Below are 19,415 nucleotides of genomic sequence, written 5' to 3'. Positions count from 1 at the left end.
GATCAGCGTGTAGCCCGGCCCCAACGGTGCAGAATGTCACCGTCGACGGTGCGTGTTTCGATCAACTCGAACCTTGGAGCGGCGTTCAACTTGTCCAGCCCCAACGCGCCGATTGCCGACAACCCTTCTGCCCCGATGGTCAAACCGGCGGTAAAGCCGACAAGTTCGTCAACCAGATCCTGCGCAAGCAACGAGGCCGCCAGTGCAGCGCCACCTTCGCAGTACACGCTGGTCAGCCCTTCCTTGCCGAGTTGCTGCAACACGTCTCCTGCACTGATCTGATGATCATGCAAAACACAGGGCAACAGCCGCGCCCCAAGACCTTCCCACGCGCGCACACGCTCGGCATCCGGGTTCGGTCCGTGACACAGCCAAACGGGTGTATGGGACGCGGTTCGGGCCAATTGACTCATCAAAGGCAGATCCATGTGACGCGAGACAACCACTCGGACAGGCTGATGCTCGATACCAAGGTCACGGACAGTCAGCGCGGGATCATCCGCGCGTGCCGTGCCTGCACCGACCATGACCGCGTCGTGACGTGCGCGCATGGCGTGCACTTCACGCCGGGCCTGTGGGCCGGTGATCCATTGGCTGTGACCCGAGGACGTTGCAATGCGACCATCAAAGCTGCTTGCCAGTTTCAATGTCACGAACGGGCGTCCCTGCTCAGTCTTTAGAAAGAACCCGGCGAGATCCCGTTCGGCCTCTTGCGCAAGCACACCTGTCTCAACCTCGATCCCGGCCTCTCGCAACATGGCAATGCCCTGCCCCGCTACACGCGGGTCGCTGTCTTCAATAGCCGCGACAACCCGGGACACGCCCGCCGAGATCAACGCCTCGGCACAAGGGGGGGTCTTGCCATAGTGGGAACACGGCTCCAGCGAGACATATACCGTCGCGCCGCGCGCTGCTTCTCCGGCCTGTTTCAGAGCTTCGGTTTCGGCATGCGGACGCCCACCGGGTTGGGTCCAGCCACGCCCGACAATACGCCCGTCGCGCACGATGACGCAGCCGACCGCCGGATTGGGCCAGCATGTCCCTTGGCCGCGCCGACCCAAAGACAAAGCCAGCGCCATGAATCGCTTATCTGTTTCGCTCACTCGTCCGTCGGAGGCTGCGGCGGGCGCAATTCGTGGACAAAGTCCTCGAAATCATCGGCCGCCTGGAAGTTCTTGTACACACTCGCAAAGCGAACATAGGCGACGGTATCGATCCGTGCCAGAGCTTCCATCACAATTTCACCGATCCGGTTGGACGGGATATCCGTGTCGCCCATACTTTCCAGACGCCGTACAATGCCCGAGATCATCTGATCAATCCTCTCGGGATCAACGGGACGTTTTTGCATGGAAATACGGATAGACCGTTCAAGCTTGTCGCGGTCGAAATCTTCCCGTTTCCCGTTGGTCTTGATCACAACGAGATCACGCAGTTGCACGCGCTCATACGTCGTGAACCGCCCACCACAGGCTGGGCAAAACCGGCGGCGCCGGATCGCGACGTGATCCTCTGCCGGGCGTGAATCTTTCACCTGAGTGTCGATATTTCCGCAAAACGGGCAGCGCATCCGCCGTCTCCTCGTCCCTTGTTCGGCCTCTTTTGTAAGCGCTACGGCTTACTTATCCACAACTATAGGGCAGCCGCTAGGATTTGGGTAGTCGGAAATTTTCACCCCAAAATAAAGGGTCAGCTGAGGTGGGCCGCAACCAGCCTGACATGCGGAGCACGGCGATGCTCGAACAGATAAATCCCCTGCCACGTGCCCAAAACCAACCGCCCCTGCGAGACCGGGATGGACAGAGATACCGGCATCATCGCCGCTTTGATATGCGCTGGCATATCGTCCGGGCCTTCGTAGGTGTGACGCAGATATCGCATCGACGGGTGATCAGACGAAGGCACCAACCGCTCAAAGAATGCCTGCAAATCCGTTTGAACCTCGGAATCGGCGTTTTCCTGAATGAGCAGAGAACAGGAGGTGTGCCTGACGAACAGCGTCAGGACACCATCCCGGTCCACGGACCCCAACCAGCGGCGCACCTTGGATGTGAAGTCGTACAAGCCGGGCCCATCGGTTTGTATCGAAAATTCGGTTTGCATCGCTGGTTCAGCCTCGATTCAGTTGTCAAAAATCTGCCGGCGTCCACATCGCCCATTCGCCCCCTGCACGGACACGCTGGAGCCAACGACGAACGGTGTCGTCACAACGTTGGTCTTAGGTGCCGGGCCGCTGGGGGGTGGGTTCAGCGAAAACTGCACGGCCGTTCTACGACCTGTTGTCACGCTGGGTCCATAGCCGCGCAACACATAGATTGGATCGTGCCACCCTGCCCCAAGATCCCGGCGCGCAAAATCCGCCGCAGCGCACCAATATCCATCGGTGTCATCCCGCGTGCGGGGCACAACTTCGAAATCCGTGCTGTTGATCGCCTTGGTTTGAAACCCCAATCGCGCCGCATCGGCAGTCATGGGAAAACTTAGGGCAAATGCCGCCAAAGCGGCGCAATAGTGCAACTGTTTCATCGTACGCTTTCCTCACTGAATGTCTTCTACATCTTAGGGGCCGACCGATCATCGGAAAGACGGTTTCACGATCATTTCAGCGTACCACGTCTTCTCCGTGAAAAGGCGTGAGCCAGCCATGATACCTGATCAGCATCCCAAAAGCTGGCAGATCGGCAGAAACATCAAATCTGAATCGACGCCGTTCATCCTGCCATTCGGTTGTCGAGGACCTCGGCAGCAGAAAGCGAGGACAAGGCAGGCCGAACAGCGTCAGGCGCCGTATTTCCAACCGCAACTCATCATCATCCACGTAAGGCTTCAGCCAGACCCGCAACGCGCCAAACCGTTCACAAACACTATCCCTTTTGGTGTCAAAGTTCAGGACAGATTGCGTTTCGTGACCACCAAATTCGCGCGACCAATACCAGTATTTTCCCTGTTGTCGCACTCTCAGTCGTACTGGAACCGACTGCCCGGCAGGAGGAAACCGCCCGAACCGAAGGGCCAGAGAGGCCAGCACCCCTCGGCCCCGCGCAATCACACATTCACCGGTGTACACGCCAAGGGTGGTGTGAAGTGCGCGAACAGATATCGGCAAAGAACTCCCCTTTGGCAAAGCCTGCAAGAACGGATCTTCCAACGGTCAGAATCCACGAACTGCAAAGCGAGCGCGGAGGGCGTCGTTTGGCCGCAAGCACGTCTTGGATCGACCAAAGAGAGCGTATCGATTGCGCGCAATGCAATGATAAAGTCGGTCCTTAACCACGCGCGGCAAAAACCGAACCAGGGACAGAATGGGCCAAACCCCGGACAGCGCGCGCATTGCTGCTGCAAAAAGCGTCCAACCTTTCAAAGACCTCGCCCTCGACAATCACCAGATTGGTTTCAAAGTCTGTTAGCGGCAAATCCAGCGCGCGATACAGACTTTGACCCAGTGGCGATTGGGCGGTCGCGAATTGGAAGCGCTGTTCTTTGTCCCGTTGGAACATAAAATGAAAGAAACCCAAGCACAGGACACACTCACCATCGAAGACGATCAGGTTGAGCCCCTTAGAAAGATCGGTTCTGTCAGTCTCCGACATAGCTGTGATGCCCGCTCCTGCGTTCGTACAGAGTTTTCTCACAGGCAATGAGTACGAACAATGCGACACGAAGGGTAAATGTGCCGGGGAACCCGGAGGCCGGTTGGTGCGTCCGGCGGTGGCTCTGACCTCATCCCCTACAAGGTGCTGACCCGGCAACATTGCGGACATAGGTAGTTTTCGGGTCAAGCTCTTGCGATCTTCTGCCAAATCCATTCGAGTTTTTGACACAAGGCCCTTAAGATACTGATACTCGGTATGGCCGGGGGCAACGAAGGATCCGCCGCAATGGACGTGGATATTGGCCGTCTTCATTTGCTAGTACAGGCTTTGGATGCCGACGCGGGCTGTCCCGATACATCCCGGCAGGTTTTGGAACGCAGCGGGCTTGGCCCACGCGACCTTGCGCCAGATGCATCCTGCTACAGCGCCCACAAAGAAGCGCTGTTTGTTCGTTATGCCTGCGACGCACTGAGAGACATTACTTTTGCTGCCAGAGCGGGATTGGGCGTGACCTCAGCTTCGACACTGACGGCATATATCAGCAAATACTCGCGCGATCTGAAACAGGTGATCGAAAACACGTCGCGGTTTCACGACATCATTGATCCGGCCCTTGCATTCAGCCTTCGCGTTTCGGGAAATTTCGCTTCGTTCGAGGCCGACTGGAAAGACGCCAGCTTTGCGCGATATCACCGCCGCACTGAATTTTTGATGTTTGCCGCACTTGCCCGGATGCGGAACCTGACCCGGATCGACTTTCACCCCATCGAAATGCGGTTTCAGCACGAGGTTGGAGATCAAGAAAAGGCTTTTCACAAACTTGCCGGCTTCCCGGTTGTGTTCGGCGCTGAGAACCTTGAGATTATTTTGTCTCTGTCAGCTCTTGACCTGCCAGTGCCGACCTACGACCCAAGTCTGCGGGCCCATCTGATTGAGTATGGCGAGCACATGTTGGCCGAGCGCCGTTCGCCACAGCAACAAACACGCGCCAGGGTCGAAGGTCTGATCACGCGGTCCCTGCCGGGCAAAGTCATTCAGGCCGATGAAGCGGCTGCCAGTTTGGGCATGAGCGCGCGCACTTTTGCCCGCAGGCTGCACAGCGAAGGCACAAGCTATCGGGAAATTGTCGACGACCTGCGGTCTGATCTGGCACAAACCTTCATCACCAACGGCATGTCGCTGACCGAAATATCCTATTCCCTGGGCTATGCAGATCAGGCGGCCTTTTCAACCGCGTTCAAACGCTGGACCGGCCAGGCACCCAGCGCGTTCAAGACGCGGGTCGAACATCCGCTGGTGTCCGGGAACCGGGGGTCGTCAGCTTGAACGCCTCGCCCCGGCCCGCCCCATGAGTGGACAACGTCGATATAGTGGCCTTGAGCAAGTTACACTTGTGAGGTCGCGCCAATGTGTTTGGCGAAATTGCCAACGTGAAGTCTGCAACGAAAAAGGCGCCTCGATCCGAGGCGCCTTTGAACTTACTGATCCAGGAACGACCGCAATTTGCGGGATCGGCTGGGGTGTTTCAGCTTTCGCAGGGCTTTCGCCTCGATCTGGCGGATACGTTCGCGGGTCACGCTGAACTGCTGACCGACTTCTTCCAGCGTGTGGTCGGTGTTCATGCCGATGCCAAAGCGCATCCGCAGAACCCGTTCTTCGCGCGGGGTGAGCGAGGCCAGGACACGTGTTGTGGTTTCCTTGAGGTTTTCCTGAATGGCGCTGTCCAGCGGCAGCACGGCATTCTTGTCCTCGATGAAATCGCCCAGCTGGCTGTCTTCTTCGTCGCCAATCGGCGTTTCCAGGCTGATCGGTTCCTTGGCGATCTTCATCACCTTGCGAACCTTCTCCAGTGGCATCTGCAGCTTTTCGGCCAGTTCTTCCGGCGTCGGCTCACGACCGATTTCATGCAGCATCTGACGACCGGTACGAACCAGCTTGTTGATGGTCTCGATCATGTGGACCGGAATACGGATCGTGCGTGCCTGATCCGCGATGGACCGGGTGATAGCCTGACGAATCCACCAGGTCGCGTAAGTCGAGAACTTATAGCCGCGGCGGTATTCGAACTTGTCCACGGCCTTCATCAGGCCAATGTTACCTTCCTGAATAAGATCAAGGAATTGCAGGCCACGGTTCGTGTACTTTTTGGCAATCGAGATCACCAGACGAAGGTTGGCTTCGACCATTTCTTTCTTGGCCTGCCGCGCTTCTTTCTCGCCTTTTTGAACCTGCTGAACGATGCGGCGGAATTCGCTGATATCCAGACCGACATACTGACCGACCTGAGCCATATCGTTGCGCAGCTCTTCAACCTTGTCGGTTGAGCGTTCGATGAACATCTGCCAGCCACGGCCCGGTTTTTCGGCCATCTCAGCCAACCAGTTCGGATCCAGTTCGCGCCCGCGATAGGCATCGATGAACTCACGCCGGTTGATACGCGCCTGGTCAGCCAGTTTTACCATCGCACTGTCCAGCGACATGACGCGGCGGTTGATACCATATAGCTGGTCGATCAGCGCCTCGATCCGGTTGTTGTGCAGGTGTAGACCATTTACCAGTTCAACAATCTCAGCGCGCAATTTCTGATAGGTCGCTTCGTCGGTTTCAGAAAACGACCCGTCCTCGTTCAGGGTTGCCGAAATCCGGCTGTCCTGCATTTCCGACAGCATCGAGAAGTCGGTCGAGATACGCTCAAGCGTGGTCAGAACCTGATCCTTGAGCGCGGCTTCCATTGCGGCCAGGGACATGTTGGCCTGATCGTCTTCGTCGTCATCGTCGTCGGTGTTCAGCGGATTGCCGTCTGCATCCAGTTCCGGGCCGGTATCCTTGGCAGGTTTCGCAGCCTGCACGGTCGACGTATCCACGACGGGCTCTTCAACTCCGCCATCTTCGTCCATTTGGTTGCCGAAGGTGGTTTCCAGATCGATGACGTCGCGCAGCAGAATATCTTCCGACAAAAGTTCGTCATGCCAGATGGTGATCGCCTGAAAGGTCAGCGGGCTTTCGCACAGACCGGCGATCATAGTGTTGCGGCCAGCCTCAATCCGCTTGGCGATGGCAATCTCGCCCTCACGGCTCAGCAGTTCAACCGAACCCATCTCGCGCAGATACATGCGCACGGGGTCATCGGTACGGTCCAGCTTTTCCGTGGCAGCACCGGACAGCGCGACTTCACGGTTGCTTTCCGTGGTGGCGAGTTCGGTAGATCCCTTGTTCTCTTCTTCTTCGGCTTCTTCATCTTCAATGATGTTGATGCCCATCTCGGACAGCATCGACATCACATCTTCGATCTGTTCCGAGCTGACTTGGTCAGGCGGCAGGACCTGATTGAGCTGGTCGTAGGTGATGTAGCCTTTCTCGCGGGCCTCGGCGATCATCTTCTTGACCTGGGCCTGGCTCATGTCCAGCGAGATTTCCTGTTCCTGCTCGTCGGATTTGCGGTCTTCGTTCGTATCCTTGGCGGCCATTCAATGCTCCTGCAGGGATGGGTGATTCGTAGAAACCGAATCATTAGCGCGTGAAACTGATTCGGCCACCCGTTTACCCGTTTTTATTTTCCAGTGCCTTATGAAAACATCACTTCAGCGACGTTTCCGTTCGAATTTGATTCCGGACATGATTGCCTCAAACGCGTCTTTTTCATCGCGATTGATTCGCGCACCGTTGTCGGCGATGTCGAAAATGGCCCTGTCCTCGTTCTGGCTGCGACTTGCGCGGTTGCGCTCTTCGGCGGCCTGACCCACCCGATACGTCAGTGACTCGTCAGCCAAGTCGGACAGTTCCTCCGTCGCTTCTGCAATCTCAGCATCCAGCCCCCGGAGCGCTTTGATCTTTGCGAGTTCCTCGGCCAGCGTCATCTCGGCCTTTTCAACGTCGCCCGGTTTGAACACACAGGGGATCACAGCGACATGGCGAAGGCCCATCAGGTTTTCAAGGGGCTCGGCCCCCAAAGTTTCAACGATGTGGTCTTTCAGGTTGTCCGGGTCATCGATGGCATGGCGCAGAATGGTGTGCCTCAGTGCTGCGTGGTCGGGATCATGACAGTCCATGTCTTCAAGCTGCGCTTCAAACTGCACCACCACCTGCGGGTTCAGAATGGCGATGGCCAGAATCGCCGCCTCGCGCAGATGGATGTCCGCGTTCTCGGCCGATGCCAGGAAAGAGGCCCGTGCGCCCGGAGTTGCAGGTTGTTTCGGCGGCTGCCATTTGCCACGAGGCTGCCACGCACGATTTTGTGATTGTCTCTGCGGGCGAAACAATTGCCAGCGCAGGTCCTTGATCTCTTGCCCGTAATGGGAACGGATCGAGGGGTCGCGGATCAGTTTTATCTTGTCACGCAACACCTTGTCCAGCGCCGCCTTTCGCTCGGGGCTGTCGAACACCTTGCCTTCGGTCTCGCGTTGCCACAGCAGCTTGACCATTGGCATGGCTGCATCCAAGACGGCCTGCACCGCCGCTGGCCCTTCGGCACGCAGCAGGTCATCAGGGTCTTTGCCGTCGGGCATCAGCGCAAAGCGCAGAGATTTTCCCGCCTCCAGCAAGGGCAGCGCCAGATCGACGGCCCGCATCGCGGCACGTAGACCCGCCGTATCACCATCCAGTGCAATAATCGGCTCATCCGAGACCCGCCAGAGCAGGTGCAACTGATGCTCGGTGATTGCGGTGCCCAATGGGGCCACCGAGGCGCCAAACCCGGCCTCGGCCAGCGCGATCACGTCCATATACCCCTCGGCCACGATCAGCGGTTGCCCCTTCCCCGCCGCTTGCCGTGCCGGGCCGTGATTGTACAGGCTGCGCCCTTTGTCGAACAGTTCGGTCTCGGGCGAGTTCAGATACTTTGCATTGTCGTTCGGGTCCATCGCGCGCCCACCAAACGCAATGCAGCGCCCGCGCGCATCGCGGATCGGGTACATGATCCGATTGCGGAAGGTGTCATAAGGTTTTTTGCCTTTGTTCGAAGGCTTGGCCAGCCCTGCGCCAAGGATGAGATCCTCGGCCACGTTCTTGCCGCGCAGATGATCCCAGAGCGCCTGCCAGCCGTCAGGTGCAAAGCCGATCTCCCACCGCTCCAATGCCTCGGCATCCAGCCCCCGGCGAGCAAGGTAGTCTCGCGCTTGCCCCCCCGCCCCTGTTTTCAGTTGCAGGCGAAAGAACTGCACCGCCTGCTCCATCACCTCGGCCAGTTGCGTGCGGCGGTCCTGCTTTTCCTGCGCCTTCGGATCACGTGCGGGCATCGGCATCCCGGCCTCGCGGGCCAGAATCTCGACTGCCTCGATAAACGAAACATTCTCGGTCTCTTTCACGAAGCTAATCGCATCGCCCTTGGCGTGACAGCCAAAGCAGTAATAGAAACCCTTTTGGTCATCCACATGAAAAGACGCAGTTTTTTCATGATGAAAGGGGCATGGCGCCCACATATCGCCCTTGCCCTGATTGGATTTGCGCTGGTCCCACATGACCTTTCGACCAACAACCTGGGACAGGCTCAGCCGGGTGCGCAATTCATCGAGAAATCCGGGGGGCAAAGACATGGATCAAACCTGACAGAAATGAAAACCCGCGCCAAGGGGATGGCGCGGGCTTATCCACAGAGAAATGACGCGATTGTGGATTACTGCTGCAAACACAGTTCCAGCCACGCTGCGCCCAAGTCCTCTTTTCGCACATCACGCATTTTTTGCTCGTAGACCCAAGGCGTGATCAAAGGGATCGCAGCATTGTAGTTTTCCGGCCAAGTGGGACCACTGTCAGCCACGGCTTGTGCGACGTCGCGTTCTTTAACCTTGTCCAAGCGGGCCTGCTGGATGGCCGCCACGACATCAGCTTGGTGCTGGCAGCTTTGTTCCTTGGTTTCAGCAGCGGCCAAAGGTGTGGCAAGCACAGCTGCGGCAATGGCGATACGCAACATTTAGGTAGGTCTCCCGGAATCGTTTGTCTTGCAGCAGCTTACCCGCCCACGTCGCGACCTGCCATTGCCGATCTCCTGATCGTGTGTGTTTGACTGTTTTCAGGATGGGGCGAACGGATCGCCCCAACCGAAAGCGATCAGAGGCCCTTGGCCCGATAGCTGCTGGCCACGCGGTCGATGGCGACAATATAGGCAGCAGTCCGAAGGTCCTCGACATCATCTCGGCTGTGCCAGACTTCACGCATCGACTGATAGGCGATGCGCATCGTGTCATCGAGACCTGACCGGACAAGCTCCAGTTCATCCGCACCTTTGAGATATCTGGACTTGAAATCCGGAGACATGGTCCACGCATCACCCAGATAACGGTCCAGCCGCTCCAGTTCACTGACGATCAACTCATGCCGCGCCTCTTCCTGACGGCGTTGCATCCGGCCAAAACGGATATGGCTCAGGTTTTTGACCCACTCGAAGTAGGAGACCGTCACACCGCCCGCATTGGCATACATGTCCGGGATGATGACCGTACCCTTCTTGCGCAGGATTTCATCCGCCCCTGCCGTCACCGGGCCGTTTGCGGCTTCGATGATCAGCGGTGCTTTGATCCGTTCGGCGTTTTCCAGGTTGATGACCCCTTCCAGTGCTGCAGGGATCAGAATTTCGCATTCCGCCTCCAGCACCGCGCCACCTTCTGCGGAATGGGTTGCATCTGGATAGTCTTTGACGCCACCATGCTTGACGATCCACTGGCGTACGGCCTCGACATCGATACCGTCCGGGTTATACAGCGCCCCGTCCCATTCGATGATACCGACGATGATCGAGCCGTCTTCTTCGCTCAGGAATTTGGCCGCGTGGTATCCCACATTGCCAAGGCCCTGAACTACGACGCGCTTGCCGTCCAGCTTGCCGGACAAACCGGCCTTGGCCACATCCTCGGGGTGGCGGAAGAACTCGCGCAGCGCGTATTGGATACCGCGCCCGGTGGCCTCGACCCGACCGGCAATACCACCCGCGTTCAACGGCTTGCCGGTGACACAGGCCCGCGCATTGATGTCGGTCGTGTTCATCCGAGCGTATTGGTCGGCCATCCACGCCATTTCACGTTCACCGGTTCCCATGTCAGGTGCCGGAACATTCTGAGACGGATTGATCAGATCGCGCTTGGCCAGTTCATAGGCAAACCGCCGTGTGATCTGCTCCATCTCGTGTTCTTCGTACTTGCGGGGGTCGATGCACAGCCCACCTTTTGACCCACCAAACGGCGTTTCAACCAAGGCGCATTTGTAGGTCATCAGCGCTGCAAGCGCCTCGACTTCATCCTGGTTCACGGCCAACGCATAGCGAATACCGCCTTTCACAGGCTCCATGTGTTCGGAATGCACCGAGCGATAGCCGGTAAAGGTGTGGATCTCACCCCGAAGCCGGACGCCAAAACGAACCGTATAGGTCGCGTTGCAGACCCGGATCTTCTGTTCCAGTCCGGGCGGCAGATCCATCAGGGACGCCGCCCTGTTGAACATCAGATCCACACTCTCACGAAAGCTCGGTTCCTTAGTGCCGGTCATACAATCCTCCGTACCGGTAACTGACAAACGTCATGACGATTTGTCGCACCACTGAACGGATGCTGCAATCTCCAATAGCACATTTTTTCATCAAATGACGAATGCGAGGTTTCGAAAACACCTCGAGTCGCCCCGCGATCCAATTGCTCAGATTGTCTACTTAACCGAAACAAATTGCCACGCCCGCGAGGAACTGAGGCCGATTCTCATTCAATAAGAGCAGCATAGTGGCAGGGCCGCCCAAATCTCGCCACGTTCCGCGTTTAAATTCTTAAAGTTGCAAAGATCTAGATTCAGCGTGTCTGACCACCGGTAGGGACCCAGTATGAAGATGTTGATTAGGAATTCTACATTTAAACGCCTCAAGCAACTTGGCTTCCGCGGTCGGACCCCGGCCGCGTTCTGGCGGTCCGAAAACGGCACCATGACAATTCTCGGGTTGGCACTGATGATGGTGGTTTTCGCGGTGGCGGGCTTTGCCGTTGACATGATGCGCTATGACCACGAACGGGCCCGTCTTCAGTATTCACTTGATCGCGCTGTTCTGGCTGCCGCGGATTTGCAACAGGAACTGTGTCCCAAGGACGTGGTTCAGGACTACCTCGTCAAAGAAGGTCTCGAAAGCTTTCTGAACGGTGACGTCGTTGTCGAACCAAAATCCTGCGACGACGATGGTAACAAGCTGATCGTAGGAAAACGCCGGGTCCAAGCCAGCGCTACGATGCCGGTCGAAATGCATTTCATGAAGTGGTGGGATGTTGACACGATTGATGTCAATGTCCTCAGCGTCGCCGAAGAGTCGATCGGTAACGTCGAAATCGCGATGATTTTGGATGTTTCGGGATCGATGAGCCGGTCTTCGCGCCTGACCAACCTCAAGAGCGCAGCAAAGAAGTTCGTCACGAAGATGTATGAAAACTCGTCCACGGAAAAACTGTCCATCTCGATCGTTCCTTACGCGACGCAGGTTGGCGTTCCAGACTCTTTGATGAACGAACTGACCACGGTCGGGTCCAATACAAATGCAAACTGTATTGACTTCACGCCCTCTCAGTTGACTGGGGCCAGTTTTGACACAGGCGCTACTTACAATGAGTCTCTGCTGTTCACCAGATCAGGCAGCGACAGACGACCGAGCAACCTGTACGTCAGCCAGGGCTATCCCGAACGCTGCAGAGGGCAAGACAGCAGAAAACTTGTTGTTCATCAAAATGATGAAACTGCACTGCATACTTACATCGACTCGTTTTATGCCAACGACAATACGTCGATCAACATCGGTATGAAGTGGGGTCTTACAATGCTGGACGAAAGCTTCCGCCCGATCGTGTCAAAGATGATCACCGCTGGCGACGTTCCAGCCGTATTCACGGGCCGTCCGGCAAACAGCGTTGGCAGCGATACGATGAAGGTCATTGTCCTGATGACCGACGGTCACAACACGGACAGGAGTTGGGTCAACGAGCCCTATAATACAGGTCAGACTGGTATTTGGTGGAATGATGATGCCGAAATCTACTCGATCAACGTAAACAAAGTGGACGAATCTGACGACACTGATGGGTACAAATTTGTCTGGCCAGATGTGAGTATGAGGTATTGGGACAGTAGTCGCGGAAGGTACTGGGTTCGCGATGAGTACCAGGACCACGCCTATGGTAACACTGACGTCGACAGTGATGGCGACGGCCAAGGAATAGGCGAGTTCCTCATTTATCTTTGCGACAACTATTCCGACGGCGCTTGTCAACAACGAAGCACGACCGTACCTCCGCAGCTGCTGTCCGAGACTGGCAGTGCCGTCTCGTTGTCATGGAAATCGCTTTGGGAGCAAACATCCAGAAACGCAATCGAAGACATCCTCGAAGACGCTATAGGGTCGACATTGGCGCGGAGTTGGAGAAACAGAGCCGTCAGCACGGAAAGTCGCACAACCAAAGACAACCAGGTTAAGGCAATGTGCGACTACGCAAAAGACCAGAAGAATATCATTATATTCTCAGTGGCTTATGAAGCCAGCTACTACGGCAGACAACTGCTTTGGCACTGCAAATCAAATGAGAACTCGTATTTCGCGCCCACCGGTGGCGAAATTGGAGAAGTCTTCGACACCATCGCGGCAAGCGTTCAAAACCTCAGGCTGACCCAATGATCAAACGTTTGAAAAACAAGCTGCGCAGATTTCGCCGCGACGAGGACGGAATGGCCACCATCGAGTTGGTGATGTGGTTTCCGGTCTTCATGATGGTCACTTATTCGGGGATTGAGCTTGGCATCGTGGCCTGGAACCACGCCAACCTTGAGCGGGCGCTGGATGAAACGATCCAAGATGTTCGCATGAACCGGATTACCCCACATGATCCCACCCCCGGCGCGCAATGGACACATGATCTGATCAAGAAAATTATCTGCGAAAAAGCCAGCGCCATCCCCAATTGCGAAGATAGCCTAGCGGTCGAGATGACCAAGGTCGATCATTTCAACAGCAGTGCCCTTCTGACCGGTCAGTTCCAAAGACCCTTCTGTGTGGACACGCCCGAAGAAATTCGCGGCAAGGATGACCAGATCTTCACCCCCGGTGCCGCCAACGAACTTATGATCATCCGGGCCTGTGCGGAAATCACGCCGCTATTCACCGGAACGACTCTGGGACAGCTGGCACAGAAGGATCCGGACGGTCAGTACGAATTGCATGCAATAACGGTGTTTGTTCATGAGCCCTAATTCACCCCTCCCTAAACGCGTTCTTGGCGCATTCGGTCGGTTCTTCCGAAAGGAAGATGGCGTCGTAACCATCGAAGGCGTTTTGATGCTGCCATTGTTGTTTTGGTCAATGTGGACGTCTTACACTTTCTTTGATGGCTATCGTCAGGGCGCTTTGAACTTGAAAGCCGCCTACGCCGTAGCCGATATCCTTTCGCGGGAAAAAGAGACTGTCACGGATCAATACGTGACATCCATGTATGATCTGCAGAAGTTCATGATTGCAGAGCGTTCGGACCTTTCCCTCCGCATTTCATTCGTAAGCTGGCACAACGGGGAAAACCTGGGCGAAGCAGGCCACCATGAAGTTGAATGGTCCTGCGTACGCGGACAATTCGTCGATGGTTGGACAAATGGAACGATCGGCCTGATTTCCGATCGTATTCCAGTCATGGCAGATGGCGCGACGATGATTCTGGTCGAGACCCGAGACCATTATGTACGGCCCTTCGACATCGGCTTAGGAAGCAGAAACCTGAACATCGACAAGTTCATCTTTACCCAGCCGCGTGGATACACATACATCAACGGACCGGATTCCTGTAAAGAAAACGTCGCTGGCGATCCAGGTGCAGACGATACCGTTCACGACGATACCGTTACTCCATAAGCAATACCGAGATCATTTCGGACATGAATTTTGTTTCGGCGGCGGCGGTCATTCCGCCGACGCCGACCCGGCGTCCCAACCGCCACCACAGGCCCGGCGCCCAAACATTTCTCTCTTTAGAGCGGGTGCGCAACAGAAAGCCGTTGGACGGCTTGAAGGCAAAGACGCCCCGATCCACCGCTTCGATTTCGGAAACCTGAGCGATGACGCGCCCTGTTCCCGTTCGCAACTCGGATCGGGTCAATTCGATCCGATCCTGTGTCGCTGTCCAGACACGGTACGCCAACCACCAGGATGCCGCGCCAACCACCAGCAGAAAGACCTGCCAGACAAGCTCGGGCGGAGAGGCCAGCGCCACATAGATCACCAAAGCACCGATCGTACCAAGCATCACGACACCCGCCCACCGTCTGGCGGATGACGCTTGAATTGTTGCCAGCACTTCGTCTTGCATGACTACCTCCTGTCTGTCCGTTCCGGGATGTATCTGCTTTGCAGGGAAATAAACAGGCCCTCCCTTCTCTCTGCATTTCCACACAATTCGAGTGCTCATATGCAAATTGACTGCTACGGCGCACGGGTTACATGCTGTCCAGAAATTCAGGAGATTGCCATGTCCCTCAGACCAACTCTGGAAACCCGCACAGCGGTGCCGACTATGGAAGGTGCGGGCGTCAAACTGCATCGGGCGTTCGGATTTCAGGACCCGTCGGAACTGGACCCGTTTCTGTTGTTTGACGATTTTCGCAATGAACGCCCGCAGGACTATCAGGCCGGGTTTCCATGGCATCCCCATCGTGGGATCGAAACCATCACCTATGTGCTTGCCGGAACGGTTGAACACTCGGATTCGCTGGGCAACAGCGGCACGCTTGGGGCCGGTGACGTACAATGGATGACCGCCGGGTCCGGAATCCTGCATCAGGAAATGCCGCATGGGAACCAATCGGGCCAGATGCATGGATTCCAGCTGTGGGGCAACCTGCCCTCTGATCAGAAGATGACATCGCCGCGCTATCAGGACGTACAGGCCCGGGATATTCCGGAAATCACTGACGATGACGGGACAACCGTGCGCGTCATCGTCGGTAAGTTTTGGGGCAAGACCGGACCGGTCGATGGCATTGCCGCCGATCCTCAGTATCTGGACGTGCAGATTCCGGCCGGCGTCAGAAAAACCTTCCGGATCGACACGTATCGCCGCGCCTTTGCCTATGTGTTTGAAGGACAGGCAGCCTTTGCAGATGCGTCCCAGCCGACCGGAGTTCTTTTGGAGAAGGAAGTCGCCGGGGAAGAGGTCAACATCCGTGACATGTCCGGGAATCGAACTTTGGTGCGTTTCGGCACCGGGGACGAGATTACGGTTCAGGCGGGCCTCGAGGGCGTTCGATTTCTGCTGATTTCAGGCGCTCCGATAGATGAGCCGGTGGCGTGGCATGGTCCGATTGTGATGAACACACGTGCCGAGCTTGAACAGGCCTTTCGAGAGCTTCGCAACGGAACTTTCATTCGCCCCGCCCATTGAAGAAGAACCCCACAGGACCTGGGTCAGGCTGATACTGCCCGGCGCACCATGTCCCAATAGATCTGTTCGACTTCGTCCAGCGACAATCGCCCGCCAGAGCGGTACCAGGTCATGACGCCGTTCAGCATGGCGATGACGGCCAACGTGGCGATTTTTGTGTCCGAGATCGAGAACTGACCGGCCTTTTGACCGCTGCTCAAAATCCGCTCCAACGAGTCTTCATAGGTGCGACGTAAATCTTCGATCTCGGCGAAGTTTTCCAGCGTCAGGTTGCGCAGTTCCATATAGGCGATGAACACTTCGTCCGGACGTTGCAGGTGAAAGCGGATGTGAAACCCGACAAAGCGGCGCAATGCATCCCGCGCGTCGTCAGTTTTGTCCTGCGCATCATAGGCTTGCAGCAACTCCTGCATGTGCTCGCGCATCAATCGAAACAGCAGGCTTTGCTTGTCAGGCGTATAGTTGTACAGCGCCCCGGCCTGCACGCCGACTTCCTTTGCGATCTGTCGCATCGAAACGGCGGCATAGCCGTGACGCGCGAACAAAGCCAACGCCGCCTTGCGGATGCGCGGGCCGGTAATGTCCGAATGTGAACCTTGGGTACGAGCCATGACAAGATAATATCTGAACAGACGTTCAGATAGAACCCCCGCTTGAACAGATCGGACAAATGGTGCAACACAAGGACAAGCCCTTAGTGAAAGCGCGCCTCATGAAGCCCCTGCCCCTTCTGGTTCTGCTCGTCGTCTGTATAGGATGTACGGACTTCCCCGAATTGGACGGCAGCGAGTCCCGGGCGGTCAAGTCGGCGCCCTTCCCCGATTTGTTGCCCCTTCAAGGCACGCTTGGTGATCCTGTCGATCCCGTCAACGAAGCGGCGGGTGTTGAACAGGACCTGACGGCGCGCAGTGAGGCTTTGGCCAAGAAGGCGGAAGCGCTGCAAAACGCTCAGATAAACTAAAGATCTGCCATTCCCGCCACCGCTTTGTGCCTGACGGATTGCACCCGGGTCCCGAACCGGATAAGGCAGCGCTGAGCGGGCAAAACACCCGAAATCAGCATATGACGAGCGAAAGGAACCCACGGGATGACACAGGCGCTGCGGCTTGGAATTGCGGGCTTGGGAACAGTTGGCGTGGGTGTCGTTCGGATCGTCCGGCGTCATGCCGAACTGCTGCAATCGCGCACCGGACGCCCGATTGAAATCGTCGCCGTTTCAGCCCGGAATCCCAACAAGGACCGCGGCGTGAACCTGTCGGACTACGCTTGGGAAACCGATCCTGTGGCTCTTGCCAGGCGCGATGATATCGATGTCTATGTCGAGTTGATGGGGGGTGAAAACGGCCCTGCGAAGGCCTCAGTCGAGGCCGCGCTGGCCAGTGGCAAGAACGTTGTCACCGCAAACAAGGCCCTATTGGCCATCCACGGTCAGGAACTTGCGGAACAGGCTGAGGCTGCGGGTCGTGTGATCCGGTTCGAGGCCGCCGTTGCCGGTGGTATTCCGGTGATCAAATCGCTCACCGAGGGGCTTGCAGGTAACGAGATCACGCGCGTGATGGGCGTCATGAACGGTACATGCAACTATATCCTGACCCGGATGCAATCGCAGGAAAAGGGCTATAACGCGCTGTTCGCCGAATGTGCCGAGCTGGGGTATCTTGAGGCCGATCCGAACCTTGATGTGGGCGGGATCGACGCCGCGCACAAGCTGGCGCTGCTGTCCTCGATTGCGTTCGGCACCAAGCCGAATTTCGATGGAATCGAAATCGAAGGCATTCAGCAGATCAGCCTCGAAGATATTCACCAGGCCCATGATATGGGTTATCGCATCAAGTTGCTGGGCGTGGCCCAACGCACCGCGCGCGGGCTGGAACAGCGGATGCAGCCCTGTCTGGTGCCAAGCGAGTCACCTCTGGGTCAATTGGAGGGTGGCACCAATATGGTTGTCATCGAGGGCGACGCGGTTGATCAGGTCGTTCTACGCGGCCCGGGTGCAGGTGAAGGCCCGACCGCCAGCGCGGTGATGGGCGATATCTGTGATCTGGCACGCGGGTTGAAGATACCAACCTTCGGTCGCCCTGCGATCAGCCTTGAAGACGCCACCCCGGCACGCACCGGCCTGCCCGCTCCGTATTACCTTCGGCTGGCTTTGCTGGACAAGCCGGGCGCGCTGGCCAAGGTTGCCGCCATCCTGGGGGATGCAGGCGTCTCGATCGATCGCATGCGTCAGTACGGTCACAGCGAAAGCACGGCACCGGTGCTGATTGTCACCCACAAAACCACGCGCGCCACACTGGACGTGGCACTGGACGGGTTCCGCACGACCGATGTGGTCTCGGGCGAACCTGTCGCGCTGCGCATCGAACAGGTCTGACCCCTTGCAGCCAGCGCCAAGGGCAGGCTATGCCAGACGTAACGTCATTACCGACCAAAGGAATACATCGCATGAACGCTGCCAAAACCGACTTCAACGATCGCCTGCTGTCTCTGGGCCTTGCGCGGGTTGCGGAACAGGCCGCACTTGCCTCGGCTTCGCTGGTGGGTCGGGGTGACGAAAAAGCTGCCGATCAGGCCGCTGTGAACGCGATGCGGGAACAACTCAATCTGCTGGATATCGCAGGGGTCGTGGTCATCGGTGAAGGCGAGCGGGACGAGGCACCGATGCTCTATATCGGCGAAGAGGTTGGCACCGGCAACGGACCAGGTGTGGACATCGCGCTGGACCCGTTGGAGGGCACGACACTGACCGCAAAGGATATGCCCAACGCTCTGACCGTGATCGCCATGGGTCCGCGGGGGTCCATGCTGCATGCGCCGGATGTCTACATGGACAAATTGGCCGTCGGCCCCGGCTATCCCGAGGGTGTCGTCAATCTGGATATGACACCCCGCGAGCGGGTTGAGGCGCTGGCCACGGCCAAAGAGTGCAAACCCGCCGACATCACCGTCTGCATTCTGGAACGTCCGCGCCATGAAGCGATGATTGCCGAAGTACGCGAGACGGGTGCTTCGATCCGACTGATCACCGACGGGGACGTGGCCGGTGTCATGCATTGTGCCGAAAGCGAAGTGACCGGCATTGATATGTATATGGGACAGGGCGGCGCGCCCGAGGGTGTTCTGGCCGCAGCGGCACTGAAGTGCATGGGTGGCCAGATCTTTGGCCGCTTGCTGTTCCGCAACGACGACGAGCGTAGCCGTGCGGCCAAGGCCGGTATCTCCGATCTGGACCGCGTCTATGCGCGCGATGAGATGGTCACCGCAGATGTGATCTTTGCAGCCACCGGTGTGACTGGCGGGTCCCTGCTGCCTCGTATCAAACGCGAGCCGGGTTGGGTTGAGACGACCACCCTGTTGATGCGGTCGAAAACGGGATCGGTGCGCCGCATGTCCTACCGCACGCCAATGTGGTCACACATCGAAGAATAAGCGGCTTGCACCGCCCTGC

The 19,415-nt window shown here is 57.2% G+C and carries 19 protein-coding genes and 1 pseudogene; 8 read left to right on the top strand and 12 right to left on the bottom strand.

What is annotated here, in order from left to right; genetic code table 11:
- Positions 1-2: 2 nt before the first annotated feature.
- From ribD to ACR0L4_RS01530, 6 genes and pseudogenes are all read right to left on the bottom strand, one after another.
- A complete protein-coding gene (gene ribD, locus ACR0L4_RS01555) occupies positions 3-1,103 on the bottom strand; it encodes a bifunctional diaminohydroxyphosphoribosylaminopyrimidine deaminase/5-amino-6-(5-phosphoribosylamino)uracil reductase RibD (RefSeq protein WP_480510060.1) in 1,101 nt (366 codons plus the stop codon).
- A complete protein-coding gene (gene nrdR / locus ACR0L4_RS01550) occupies positions 1,100-1,570 on the bottom strand; it encodes a transcriptional regulator NrdR (RefSeq protein ID WP_170748476.1) in 471 nt (156 codons plus the stop codon). The genes ribD and nrdR overlap by 4 nt, the downstream gene beginning before the upstream one ends.
- 119 nt (positions 1,571-1,689) lie before the next feature.
- Positions 1,690-2,103: a secondary thiamine-phosphate synthase enzyme YjbQ gene (locus ACR0L4_RS01545; protein ID WP_480510058.1), complete on the bottom strand. Its 414-nt coding sequence runs from the start codon at positions 2,101-2,103 to the stop codon at positions 1,690-1,692.
- An 18-nt stretch (positions 2,104-2,121) separates the two neighbouring features.
- Positions 2,122-2,526 carry a hypothetical protein gene (locus ACR0L4_RS01540; protein ID WP_480510056.1) on the bottom strand — a complete coding sequence of 135 codons (405 nt, stop codon included), beginning with the start codon at positions 2,524-2,526 and terminating at the stop codon, positions 2,122-2,124.
- Between the two features lie 76 nt (positions 2,527-2,602).
- Positions 2,603-3,106 (bottom strand): DUF4166 domain-containing protein, encoded by a 504-nt coding sequence (locus tag ACR0L4_RS01535; RefSeq protein WP_480510054.1) that lies wholly within the window; start codon positions 3,104-3,106, stop codon positions 2,603-2,605.
- Positions 3,107-3,151: 45 nt separating this feature from the next.
- Positions 3,152-3,497, bottom strand: a pseudogene (locus tag ACR0L4_RS01530) (thiol-disulfide oxidoreductase DCC family protein).
- A gap of 381 nt (positions 3,498-3,878) precedes the next feature.
- Between ACR0L4_RS01530 and ACR0L4_RS01525 the strand changes: the two are divergent.
- The gene (locus tag ACR0L4_RS01525; protein WP_480510052.1) at positions 3,879-4,919 is read left to right on the top strand and encodes a helix-turn-helix domain-containing protein; all 1,041 of its coding nucleotides are present in this window, start codon (positions 3,879-3,881) and stop codon (positions 4,917-4,919) included.
- Positions 4,920-5,071: 152 nt separating this feature from the next.
- Here the strand turns inward: ACR0L4_RS01525 and rpoD are convergent, their stop codons facing one another.
- From rpoD to ACR0L4_RS01505, 4 genes are all read right to left on the bottom strand, one after another.
- Entirely contained in the window at positions 5,072-7,060 is a 1,989-nt protein-coding gene (rpoD, locus tag ACR0L4_RS01520; protein ID WP_480510050.1) for an RNA polymerase sigma factor RpoD, read from the bottom strand.
- A 114-nt stretch (positions 7,061-7,174) separates the two neighbouring features.
- A complete protein-coding gene (gene dnaG, locus ACR0L4_RS01515; RefSeq protein WP_480510048.1) occupies positions 7,175-9,124 on the bottom strand; it encodes a DNA primase in 1,950 nt (649 codons plus the stop codon).
- Between the two features lie 80 nt (positions 9,125-9,204).
- The gene (locus ACR0L4_RS01510; RefSeq protein ID WP_170748469.1) at positions 9,205-9,501 is read right to left on the bottom strand and encodes a hypothetical protein; all 297 of its coding nucleotides are present in this window, start codon (positions 9,499-9,501) and stop codon (positions 9,205-9,207) included.
- A 137-nt stretch (positions 9,502-9,638) separates the two neighbouring features.
- Complete coding sequence (locus ACR0L4_RS01505) at positions 9,639-11,069, bottom strand: Glu/Leu/Phe/Val family dehydrogenase (RefSeq protein WP_170748468.1); 1,431 nt, start codon at positions 11,067-11,069, stop codon at positions 9,639-9,641.
- A gap of 325 nt (positions 11,070-11,394) precedes the next feature.
- Here ACR0L4_RS01505 and ACR0L4_RS01500 point away from each other — a divergent pair, with 325 nt between their 5' ends.
- The 3 genes from ACR0L4_RS01500 to ACR0L4_RS01490 are packed head-to-tail and all read left to right on the top strand — an operon-like array spanning position 11,395 to position 14,442.
- Entirely contained in the window at positions 11,395-13,221 is a 1,827-nt protein-coding gene (locus tag ACR0L4_RS01500) for a Tad domain-containing protein (RefSeq protein ID WP_480510045.1), read from the top strand.
- Positions 13,218-13,793 (top strand): TadE family protein, encoded by a 576-nt coding sequence (locus ACR0L4_RS01495; RefSeq protein WP_170748466.1) that lies wholly within the window; start codon positions 13,218-13,220, stop codon positions 13,791-13,793. The genes ACR0L4_RS01500 and ACR0L4_RS01495 overlap by 4 nt, the downstream gene beginning before the upstream one ends.
- On the top strand, positions 13,783-14,442 hold the full coding sequence (locus ACR0L4_RS01490) for a TadE/TadG family type IV pilus assembly protein (RefSeq protein ID WP_480510043.1): 660 nt from the start codon (positions 13,783-13,785) through the stop codon (positions 14,440-14,442). The genes ACR0L4_RS01495 and ACR0L4_RS01490 overlap by 11 nt, the downstream gene beginning before the upstream one ends.
- On the opposite strand, the gene ACR0L4_RS01485 is transcribed toward ACR0L4_RS01490, so the two are convergent.
- Positions 14,432-14,896 (bottom strand): hypothetical protein, encoded by a 465-nt coding sequence (locus ACR0L4_RS01485; RefSeq protein WP_170748464.1) that lies wholly within the window; start codon positions 14,894-14,896, stop codon positions 14,432-14,434. The genes ACR0L4_RS01490 and ACR0L4_RS01485 overlap by 11 nt on opposite strands.
- A gap of 159 nt (positions 14,897-15,055) precedes the next feature.
- Here ACR0L4_RS01485 and ACR0L4_RS01480 point away from each other — a divergent pair, with 159 nt between their 5' ends.
- A complete protein-coding gene (locus ACR0L4_RS01480) occupies positions 15,056-15,967 on the top strand; it encodes a pirin family protein (RefSeq protein WP_480510040.1) in 912 nt (303 codons plus the stop codon).
- 23 nt (positions 15,968-15,990) lie between these two features.
- Here ACR0L4_RS01480 and ACR0L4_RS01475 read toward each other — a convergent pair whose 3' ends face one another.
- Positions 15,991-16,578, bottom strand: coding sequence for a TetR/AcrR family transcriptional regulator (locus tag ACR0L4_RS01475; RefSeq protein ID WP_170748462.1), 588 nt, complete (start codon positions 16,576-16,578; stop codon positions 15,991-15,993).
- A gap of 101 nt (positions 16,579-16,679) precedes the next feature.
- On the opposite strand from ACR0L4_RS01475, the gene ACR0L4_RS01470 reads away from it, so the two are divergent.
- The 3 genes from ACR0L4_RS01470 to glpX all read left to right on the top strand — a co-directional run bounded on the left by ACR0L4_RS01470 (position 16,680) and on the right by glpX (position 19,396).
- Positions 16,680-16,928 carry a hypothetical protein gene (locus tag ACR0L4_RS01470; RefSeq protein ID WP_480510038.1) on the top strand — a complete coding sequence of 83 codons (249 nt, stop codon included), beginning with the start codon at positions 16,680-16,682 and terminating at the stop codon, positions 16,926-16,928.
- 126 nt (positions 16,929-17,054) lie between these two features.
- Positions 17,055-18,341, top strand: coding sequence for a homoserine dehydrogenase (locus ACR0L4_RS01465; protein ID WP_170748461.1), 1,287 nt, complete (start codon positions 17,055-17,057; stop codon positions 18,339-18,341).
- Between the two features lie 71 nt (positions 18,342-18,412).
- Entirely contained in the window at positions 18,413-19,396 is a 984-nt protein-coding gene (glpX, locus tag ACR0L4_RS01460; RefSeq protein ID WP_170748460.1) for a class II fructose-bisphosphatase, read from the top strand.
- The last annotated feature ends 19 nt before the right edge of the window (positions 19,397-19,415 follow it).

This window comes from Ruegeria sp. AB5, from assembly GCF_056542645.1.
The sequence above is the reverse complement of the archived record's forward strand: the minus strand, read 5'-3'. Positions and strand labels throughout refer to the sequence as shown.